Annotated in this window: 7 protein-coding genes; 3 read left to right on the top strand and 4 right to left on the bottom strand. The window is 38.7% G+C overall.

The annotated features are described in order from the left end of the window. Positions 1-387 (top strand): N-acetylmuramoyl-L-alanine amidase (locus tag CXF65_RS08695; RefSeq protein ID WP_157824069.1); only part of this gene is annotated, 387 nt, incomplete at its 5' end. 3 nt (positions 388-390) lie between these two features. Further along, entirely contained in the window at positions 391-1,386 is a 996-nt protein-coding gene (locus CXF65_RS08690) for a hypothetical protein (RefSeq protein ID WP_101211750.1), read from the top strand. Between the two features lie 878 nt (positions 1,387-2,264). Here the strand turns inward: CXF65_RS08690 and CXF65_RS08685 are convergent. Next, entirely contained in the window at positions 2,265-5,432 is a 3,168-nt protein-coding gene (locus CXF65_RS08685) for an Eco57I restriction-modification methylase domain-containing protein (protein WP_101211749.1), read from the bottom strand. 371 nt (positions 5,433-5,803) lie between these two features. Here CXF65_RS08685 and CXF65_RS08680 point away from each other — a divergent pair, with 371 nt between their 5' ends. Then, positions 5,804-5,986, top strand: a complete 183-nt coding sequence (locus CXF65_RS08680; RefSeq protein WP_101211748.1) for a hypothetical protein — start codon at positions 5,804-5,806, stop codon at positions 5,984-5,986. Between the two features lie 834 nt (positions 5,987-6,820). Here the strand turns inward: CXF65_RS08680 and dnaB are convergent. The 3 genes from dnaB to CXF65_RS08665 are packed head-to-tail and all read right to left on the bottom strand — an operon-like array spanning position 6,821 to position 9,191. Further along, positions 6,821-8,203 carry a replicative DNA helicase gene (gene dnaB, locus CXF65_RS08675; protein WP_101211747.1) on the bottom strand — a complete coding sequence of 461 codons (1,383 nt, stop codon included), beginning with the start codon at positions 8,201-8,203 and terminating at the stop codon, positions 6,821-6,823. Next, positions 8,200-9,000, bottom strand: coding sequence for a YdaU family protein (locus tag CXF65_RS08670; protein ID WP_101211746.1), 801 nt, complete (start codon positions 8,998-9,000; stop codon positions 8,200-8,202). The genes dnaB and CXF65_RS08670 overlap by 4 nt, the downstream gene beginning before the upstream one ends. Beyond that, positions 9,000-9,191 (bottom strand): hypothetical protein, encoded by a 192-nt coding sequence (locus tag CXF65_RS08665; protein ID WP_101211745.1) that lies wholly within the window; start codon positions 9,189-9,191, stop codon positions 9,000-9,002. The genes CXF65_RS08670 and CXF65_RS08665 overlap by 1 nt, the downstream gene beginning before the upstream one ends. Positions 9,192-9,257: the final 66 nt, after the last annotated feature.

Here is a 9,257-nt window from a genome sequence, read left to right as displayed (position 1 = left end):
GATGGTAAAATTTATCAAACAGCAAACTTAAATAAACTTACCATACATGCTGGTAATGCAAATCCTTATTCAGTATCAATTGAAGTTGCTGGTCTTTCGTATGACAAAAACGGTAAGCAAACTTGGGTAGATGTTGATCATTGGGAGGATGTAACGGATAAACAAGCTAGATCAGTAGCTTGCTTACTGGTTGCTTTAGTGAAAAAATATAATTTCACATATGAGAAAGTTCATTTTCATGAAGACTTATGTAACAAACAAAGATATGAAGGGCGCTTAGTTTGGATAGCTATGAAAAAATATTTACCAAATCCTCCTTCTGGAAACAAACCCACACCTTATCGCAATAGCAAGCTTATACTTGATCCAAGATTTCCTGAGGGATGAGAAATGAAAAAAAATATTTACAGGATTTTCCTAACAATATTATCTATTGCATTAGCAGGTTGCAGTAATGCGGAGAATAAAAATAAATCAGTGCTACCTCAGACTGATAAAGAAGATTTTTTTTTAGATAAACCAAAAATACAATCACTAAAAACATCTGAACCTCAATTAAAATGCGAACAGTTTAATCTAGATGTAGAAGATAATATAGTCTGCACCTACTGGAACAACTCTAAGAAATTTGAGAAAGAGATAAAAATTCAAGAATATGAAATTTATCCTTCGCTTATAGAAGTCCATGAATTATCTCCAACTGAGTATAATTTTTTTACAACTACAAATATCTATTATAAAAACAAGAATTATAAGGCCAATATTTTTCCAAATTCTAGAGTTCAACTATCAAATGGAAATGAAGTTATCAATCTAATCTGTAATAAAGATAGTTGCTCTAAGCCATTTCTATGGGGTTTTGCTACAGAGTCAACTATAAGAGATAATCCTGAATTAGCTGATGCAATGATGACTAAGATATCATCTATATATACCTATAACTACAACACCTACCTTAAAAAAACGAGCAGCCAATCAGTCAAAGACAAACTAGCAGTCAAAGTCTATTTTGAAAACCCAAATTTAGATGATTCAAGCTATGTTATTCGACATGTAGATAAAGATTCACCACTAAAGAACACTATTCAAGAATACTTGAACGGTTTAACACCAGAAGAGAAAAAACTAGGGTTTGAGTCTAGTAATTTTGGCAATGAAAATTTTACAGTGAAAATTGAGAACCACATCGCTAAGATTCACTTTACTGCTAGTGACTTAACTAAAGATTTGAGATCGCCACAGCAAGTGATCGATTTTACGTCCTCTATTGATAGAACTGCAGAGCAATTTGATACCGTTGACGACGCAGAAATCTGTGTTAATAATACCTACAACTATCATATGTCTTTTTTGGCTAATGAAGAACCAGTTGATTGTCCCTTTTAACTTTTATTTCAACTATCTACATTTAAAATTAAACCAAAAAAAATCCGACCACATTGAGTGATCGGATTTTTAATATTTGGTGGAGATGGCGGAAACTAAACTACAGACGTAAATCATTGATTTATATAAACATATAAAAATTAAAATAAGACGATACCAACCATAATACCAACAATCGTTTTTGATTTTGCTATTGTTGAATACTTACTATTTTATTTAGATATTATTTGTAACCTATTGTGCTCATGTGCTCATGTTTAAGGTCACGCCTAACTTCGCTCGACATACTTAACTTCGCTCACCATATTGCTAAAATTAAGCGTTTATCGCGCGTTTTTTTGCGCGTGTTTCCTGTAAAGCCCCGTAATACCAATGTTACGGTGTATTTTTTTTCGCTCAACAAGCCTCAAAGGGCGCGCGAGAACGAGCGAAATATGAGCGCCCGTACAACTCTAACCTGCACAATACACGCAATATGTGCGCATAAACACCCGTTTCCACGCGCACAAAAGCGCACATTTCGCGCATTTCTAACTGTGATTAGCTTGCGTTTATCGTGCATCGGTCGCAGCTGGTGGGTGTAAAGGTGTCAGTATTACTGTTGTTTTGCGCGATTGACATAGCGTTTCCAGTCGCGCAAAATCGTTCAAATATCGTGCATTTACTCAGATAGTGCCGATTTTGGTTAAGCGTTTACTGCGCAAGTAACGCGCATTGTGATTATTGAAATATAGCCAAGTCATAATTACGTCAGCTGCACGTGCTGGATTTTATCGGAACTATCAGTTTGACAGTACAGTCATGTTTAGCAGAACAAAAAAAGGCAGACGATGAACGCCTACCTTTTATATTTATAATGGTTTATCTACTGGTCACGACTATTTAACTTCTGCTTCTATCAAGGCAATCTCATCAGTAGTTAAATTAAACAGCTTATACACTTCCTGATTTAGCTCATCTTCAAGCAATGTTGCTTTTGCCTGTAGCTCTTGGTGCTTGGTTTGCTCTGATTCAAAGTAATCTTGCCAATCATTTCTTTCTGCAAGTGGAATGCTACCTTTAAAGGCTTTTTTAATCTCTGTTTGCAGACCAGCAAAATCCAGCTCCCACCAGCTGTTAAGTTTGTTATTGAGCTTAAACACACCTTGCTCTGGTACTAGGTCTTTAAGGCGTCGAGCAAAGCTAATTTCACATTTGTGTTTAGCTTCAGTATTAGCTTGGCATTGGGTAGCTATCTGAGAAATAATTTCTTGCTCAGGCTTTTTTGGTATGGGTAGTTTTTCAACGTATTGAGACTTATATCTGTAAAAACCACCTCTAGCTATAGTACTAGTAGCTTTAAAAACAAACTCCAAAACGCTACTGTTCAAAAGGCCATATAAATAAAAATCATATGAAGAAATGAAAAAGCATGTATCTGCAAGAAGTTCAGAGTTATTCGAAACTGATACTTGATTACTTTTTGAGATATCAGGCCATACTAACTTAGATTTATGAAATTCTTTATGATAAGAAATAGTGCTTGCTAGCTCATACCACTCAATCCCCTTAGCAGATCTTCCTTCTAATTTCTCTCTAAATTTGGAAAGGTGTTCTAATGCACCTCTATATTTTTCAATCTCTATGCCTTTACGAGAAAAGATAAGGAACAAAGACCTGTCGTTATAGATCCATTTTTTCAAATCTTTACCTTCAAGATAAGGGAAGATTATTTCTTCAGAGATAGGGTCTTTGCTTACTATTTGGTCTCTTGTTTTTTTATCAATAACGAAAGCTTCATTGCAGCCTGTTTTTATACCATAGTAAGGAGAGCCGTAGGACTGCTTTAAATTATCATATCCGTTTGTAAGCTTTGATCTTAAATCATATAAATCTTGAGGTTCTATTTTCCAACTATCTACTGATAACTGACTTTGTGCACTATCACTGCTTTTAATAACAAACTCTATCTGTAAGTTTTCAGGTATGAGATCACCTAAAACTAATGCTTGGATTAAGCTGTCAGCTGCTGGTTTATTTTTTTCTAAGATAATTATTACTGGATAGGTAGTCACTCCTTCAAATATCTGTAAATCATTGAAGTCAACAAGTTTGCTAATACGTATATTAGTACTTAAGTATTCTCTTAGTTTCTGACCTGAACCAGTCTTGAAAAAAGTTGAGCTTGAGATATAGCCCATCTTTCCATTTTCTTTAAGCAGCTTAGTTCCCAATTCAAAGAAATAACCGTATAAATCTAACACGCCATGATAAACAGCATAATGTGTTTCTAACCATGGCTTAATATCGGAAAAAAGCTCTTGTCTCACGTAAGGTGGATTGCCCAGTACAACGTCAAATCCACCTTCAGCGAATATTTGTGGGAAAGCTGTTTGCCATGAAAAGGTATTGTTCGGTACTGGTTCATCAAAGCCTAGACTGTTACCAGCAATAAAGTTAGCATCGAGCGATTCTAAAGGCTTGCCCTTTTCAGCCGTCTTCAGCCACAAAGAAAGTTTGGTTATTTCTATAGATTCCTCGTTAATATCTACACCAAACAAATTATTGTTCAAGATCTCTTTGTTCAGGTCTAGTACGCTGCGCTGTCCTGTTAGCTCTGCCAGTTTTTCATTAATCTTTTCATATTCAAGATGAAGATAATCAAAGGCTGCTACCATAAAAGCACCTGAGCCAACGGCTGGATCAACTACTTTGATCGTCATTAGCTTTTCTTGCCACTCGTACCAAAACTGCTGTTCTACCTTGCTACCTCTTTTCCACTGTATTGTTCCATCAGGTTTGTACTTACCGTAGTCAGCAAACATCAGATCAAACTGCTCACTTATATAGCTACCTAAAGTGTTAGCCACAATAAACTGTGTAATATTATCTGGTGTATATACAACGCCATCTTTTTTACGTTTGCCAGTAACAGACGTTGCTTTGCTCTTGGCTTTAGGTAGCGTGCCAGCAGCTATTGTCTCTATAAGAATTTCTAAGTCAGCTATCGACTGCTCAAAAATACGCCCTAGCACTGTGACTGAAACTTCCGAGTCAAAGTCGTATTCAGCTAAGTCTTTGAACCCTTCGCAAAGCTCATTACTAATAGCCAGTTGATCTAAAGCTTCATCTTTAGCAAAAAGCCCACCGTTATAGGCAGGAATACCTAGCGTGGTGTTACCTTTATCAACCGAGTTAAACAGCCCAATAAAGTTTTGATAGGTAGGACGGGGGTTGTAGGGATCTTGATGTTCATAGGCTTTTCTAATGCTGTTATCAGGAATTAAGCCTTTATCTTCTGCAAAGGAGATAAATAGAATGCGATCTAACAGCTTTTGTGCTGGTTGTATTAAATCTTTAGGCGTTTTATCTGGGTTGTCGGCTATCATGTGCGATAGCATGTTCTCGCGTAGTAACTTATAGTCTTCGTAAAGCTTTTCACTAATATCTTTATCAGCGCTATTACTTTCTTTAAGTAAGTCTTCGGTATGCCCAGAAAGAAAATTATCGGCACTAAGTAGTAGGTAGAACTTAGCGTACTCTGCTGGGTCTAGTAGGTCTCTAAAAAGGAATCGTTCATAAACTAGGCTGGTTTCACTAATGGCGTACAGGCGCAATTCTACATAGTTAGACAGTAATACCCACTTAACACCTTTAATATCTCTAGCATACTCATAGGCTTGCTGTACGGGTGTTTTGTGTCGTCCTGACATGATTGCATCTAAGTTCTTAGTACCAGCACCTTTCAGTTCAAAAGGTGCTATAACAGTATTTTTTGAATTATCTTTTTCACCTACAAAATGACCTAAAGCTAAATCAACTCGACCTCTAGCAATCGGGTATTCTCTGGCAATTGTATAAGTGTCAGCCGAGCCAACGTCAGTATAACCTAATACCTTACACATGATCTGCTGCGTAAAAGCTCCTTGTACTTGCACTTCGTTAAGATTATTAAATGTGCCTGAATCTATTTGGTTTATCCAGTTCTGAATTACATCTTGATGAGCTTCAGGTATGGTTGGGCTTTTTATATGTTTAGCTAATGTTTTATTATTAAATAGGCTCATCTGTTTCTCTGATTTTCCCTAAAAATGACTAAGTAGTGTACCGCAATCAAGGGAGCTTGATAAATAAAACTGACATAGATAATAGTTTTTTAGTTTAGGTTTTCATGTGCCATAAAAAAGCTATTAGAGCCAATAAAAATGAGAAAAGGTGGGATATGCAAAGAGGGCTTGTAATTTCTTTGCATGGGGTTAAATTGCTAATAGCTGCACGCGCTTATTAAACGCTTATGCAAAAGTCGTGCATATCTTAAGCGTTTTTCGAGCGTATTATTTGCATACTTGAAGCCATGACTTTTACCCATAATTTTTTAGACATTAAATAAATATGATGGATATACTAAGTATCTTAAAACCATATAAGGGCAAGCGTCATGACTAAAACACAGTTTCGGATATTAGGCGGTATTATTATTTTAATTAACCTAGTGATTTTTGGGACGTATGGCATTGAAGGCATACCTCTATTGATAGGAACGCTTGGTGTTGCTTTGCTGTTCGAGATGGTGCTAGTAAAAAAGTATGCAACGGATAGAAATAAGCCTAGCCAGCCATGAGGTGGGGCATCATTTTAGGCTATGGGTTTTGGTATGCGTGCGCGGTCACTTGGATATACAGGTTCATCGCGCTACTTGATGAGAGCTTAGCTTGGATGTTTGTCATTGTGGCTGCCATTGCCTTCTATAGGTTTTACTTTGTAGATGATAAGGCATAAAAAAGCCCTACGATAATGTAAGGCTTTTTTGTTAAAAGCTGGCTAGGTCATATTGTAACTGTAGTTATGGCTCTCACTCTCGCTTGCGGATATCCCTGCACTGCTCGTATCAATTCACATTCTAGCTATATAAAACTATACCTTATCATTGCTGCTAGTGGTCTGTTACTCGTTCACCGTCATGGTGAGGGTGTTCTTATTGGCTGCTGTATTAGATGCACTCTATCTATCTTGAACATATCTCACTACGTGTGCAAATATCGTGCACTGGTGACTGTGCTGGCATGATAAATACCGTTTTAAGCGGTGCAATAAGTGTGCATTTATCGTGCATTTTTGCAATGTGATTAGCTGCGTTTGGGCTGCATCGGCTCACCGCTTGTAAGTCGCTATGCCTTGTATATCATACGTTGTAGCGTACCAACTATAACTATAAGTAACGCACCTTGCAAGTGGCTATGCCCTGTATATTTCATTGCGTGTTTATTGCGTTTCATTGCATAGTGCCTAGTGAGTTTTATCCTATTTGCCAGCCTGTAGCGCGTCTGTAGCTGCTCCTATAGTGCCAGTGATGATACTTACTTACTTACTTACTAACCAATAAAAAAGGCAGACTCATAGCGCCTACCTTTTAATACTACTAGGGTTCGTCATGATGGCGATACCTACTTGCCAGCTAAGACTTGCTGCCAAACTCAGGGATTGCATCAAGATCGTTCGTCATCGGAATGTAATTAGTAAAGCGCGAGTACCTACCCTCAAAACCTAGTCGAACCGTTCCAACTTGGCCTTGTCGGTTCTTAGCGATAATCACCTCTGCTACGCCCCTATCTTTTGATTTGTCGTTATAAACCTCATCACGATATAAGAACATAATCACATCGGCTTCTTGCTCGATTGCTCCAGACTCTCTTAAATCGCTCATAATAGGTCGCTTGTTAGGGCGGCTCTCTAAGCTACGGTTCAACTGTGATAAGAGTAGGACGGGACAATTAAACTCTTTGCCAAAGGCTTTTAAGTGCCTTGTGACTTCACCAAGTGCATTTACTCTATCTTTGCCGTCAATCCCGCCCATGATTTGCAAGTAGTCAATCATGATGACCCCAATCTCGCCATGCTGATTGCGGATCTTGTTTAAAGTCGTTCGCATCTGATGATAAGTAATTAATGATCCTGACTCGATGAACATAGGATATTCTTTGCTGTAGTCTCTGACTGTGTTGTTTAAATTCGCCCAATCATCAGCACTAACATTCATACCACTTCTGACAGCACCTAAATCAACACCTGCCATTGATGACATAAACCTTTGCATAACTGACGCGTCTGTCATCTCCAAGCTAAAGAACACGCCCGCCTTTCGCTTGTACTGCCCTTTACTGTCTGTGTAAAAGCTGTCTCTAACCATGCTCTGTACAATGTTCTGACCGAACGTAGTCTTACCCATTGAGGGACGCGCGCCCACTACCACCAAGTCACCGTTTTGTATTGGTGAACGGTTATCAAGATCAATGAACCCAGTAGGTGAGAACGGCATTACTTCACCCTTGCTAGCCGCTTGTAGATTAGTAAAAAAGTCGTCCATCAATGAGCCAACAGATCGTGCACCGCTACCGCTTTTGTTGGTATCGATGACAGCCGTTAGCTGCTCAATAATCCCGTTCACCTTGTCATCAAGACGAGTATCGGCTTGCTTTAATTCGTCCTGCGCTTGTAGAAGCACCCGATTGATAGCTCGATACTTTGACAGCTCGAGTATGCGATCAGCGTAGGCCACAAGATTAAATAACGTGGCTGGGCTTGTGCTTAATATCTCGGCAAGATAACCATCAGAAACGTCATCACCATAATTATTAGTTGCTAACCAATCGTGAACCATGACAGTATCATACGGCAGACCATCTTTAGCCAAAGCCTTGATCGCTTGAAATATTAACTGATGCTTGCTTGCTGCAAAGTCGTTAGCATCAATCTTGCTGACGACATGCTCTAAAGATTTCTCTATGCTCATGATCGAAGCTAATAGCGCCTTTTCTATGTCCATATTATAAAAGCTCATACTTCTAACCCCGCTTTTTCCATGCTCGCTTTGTTTGCTGCTATCTGCTCCTCACGGCTTAAGCTCTTGGTCTGTGGCTGTGAGTCGAACGAGTCACTACGGTTACTGTGAGGACGAGCACTACTGCTTTGGTCTGCATCAGTGTTATCTAACTCTGTGATCTCATCAAGCCAGCCCTCATTATTTAAGTAGGTCATAGGGTGCTTACGATAGCTCTTGTTAGGCGTTGACTTAACATACCTTGGAACATGAGCCATGATTAGCTTTTGTGTCTCAATACTAAGCGATAGCCATTTAGCCTTTGGCTTTGCTAAACCGCCTTTCTTATAGTCATAAGCGTTCCAAAAATCATCAAACGGTAAGCTAGTTAATGGTTCTTGGTTAGTGGTTGATGGTTTATGGTTAGCATTGCCTTCGCTATGCGTTCGCATTGCATTCGCATTACTGTCACTTGAAGTCTTACTATTACTAGCCTTAACGCCTTTACTTCTCCATCTAACGTTAGCAGATTTACGTGCTTTATCTGATTTTATCTGATATTTAGCGATCTCTTTCTCGGCTCTGTCGTTCACATAACCGTCATCAGCCAGCTCAAAGAAATAACGCAATACAGTCGCAATGCTTTCGCTATGCGTTCGCATATTAATAAGCATTGCTATCTCGTCAATATCTTTAGGCAGTGGACACTCATTTAGGTATTGATAGTCCAACATTCTGCGATAAGCCAAGTCCTCCATAGGCTCAAGGAAGTTAGTTTTACTCATATAGTCTTTTGGGTGAAATGTATAGTAGTGCATTACTCATCCCCTATAACATCGCTGGCGCGTGATATACTATTATCAGAATCAGCTAACTTAATTAGTTGACCACTACAGATATTACCTGCCAGCCCTTGCCGTGTGGCTGCATCAAAACTATTCATAACCTCTAAGCCTGTGCTAAATGCACGGGCTTTTTCATAGCTGTCTGTTTGTGGTGTGGTAGTCATCTGTTACCCCTTGCCTGTGACTGGTTCGGCTTGCGCCGCTCTCTATACTTCTTGTAATAGCTTTTG

This window comes from Psychrobacter sp. Sarcosine-3u-12 (genome assembly GCF_002836005.1).
Lineage (GTDB): Bacteria > Pseudomonadota > Gammaproteobacteria > Pseudomonadales > Moraxellaceae > Psychrobacter > Psychrobacter okhotskensis.
This window is presented reverse-complemented; position numbering and strand designations above follow the sequence as displayed.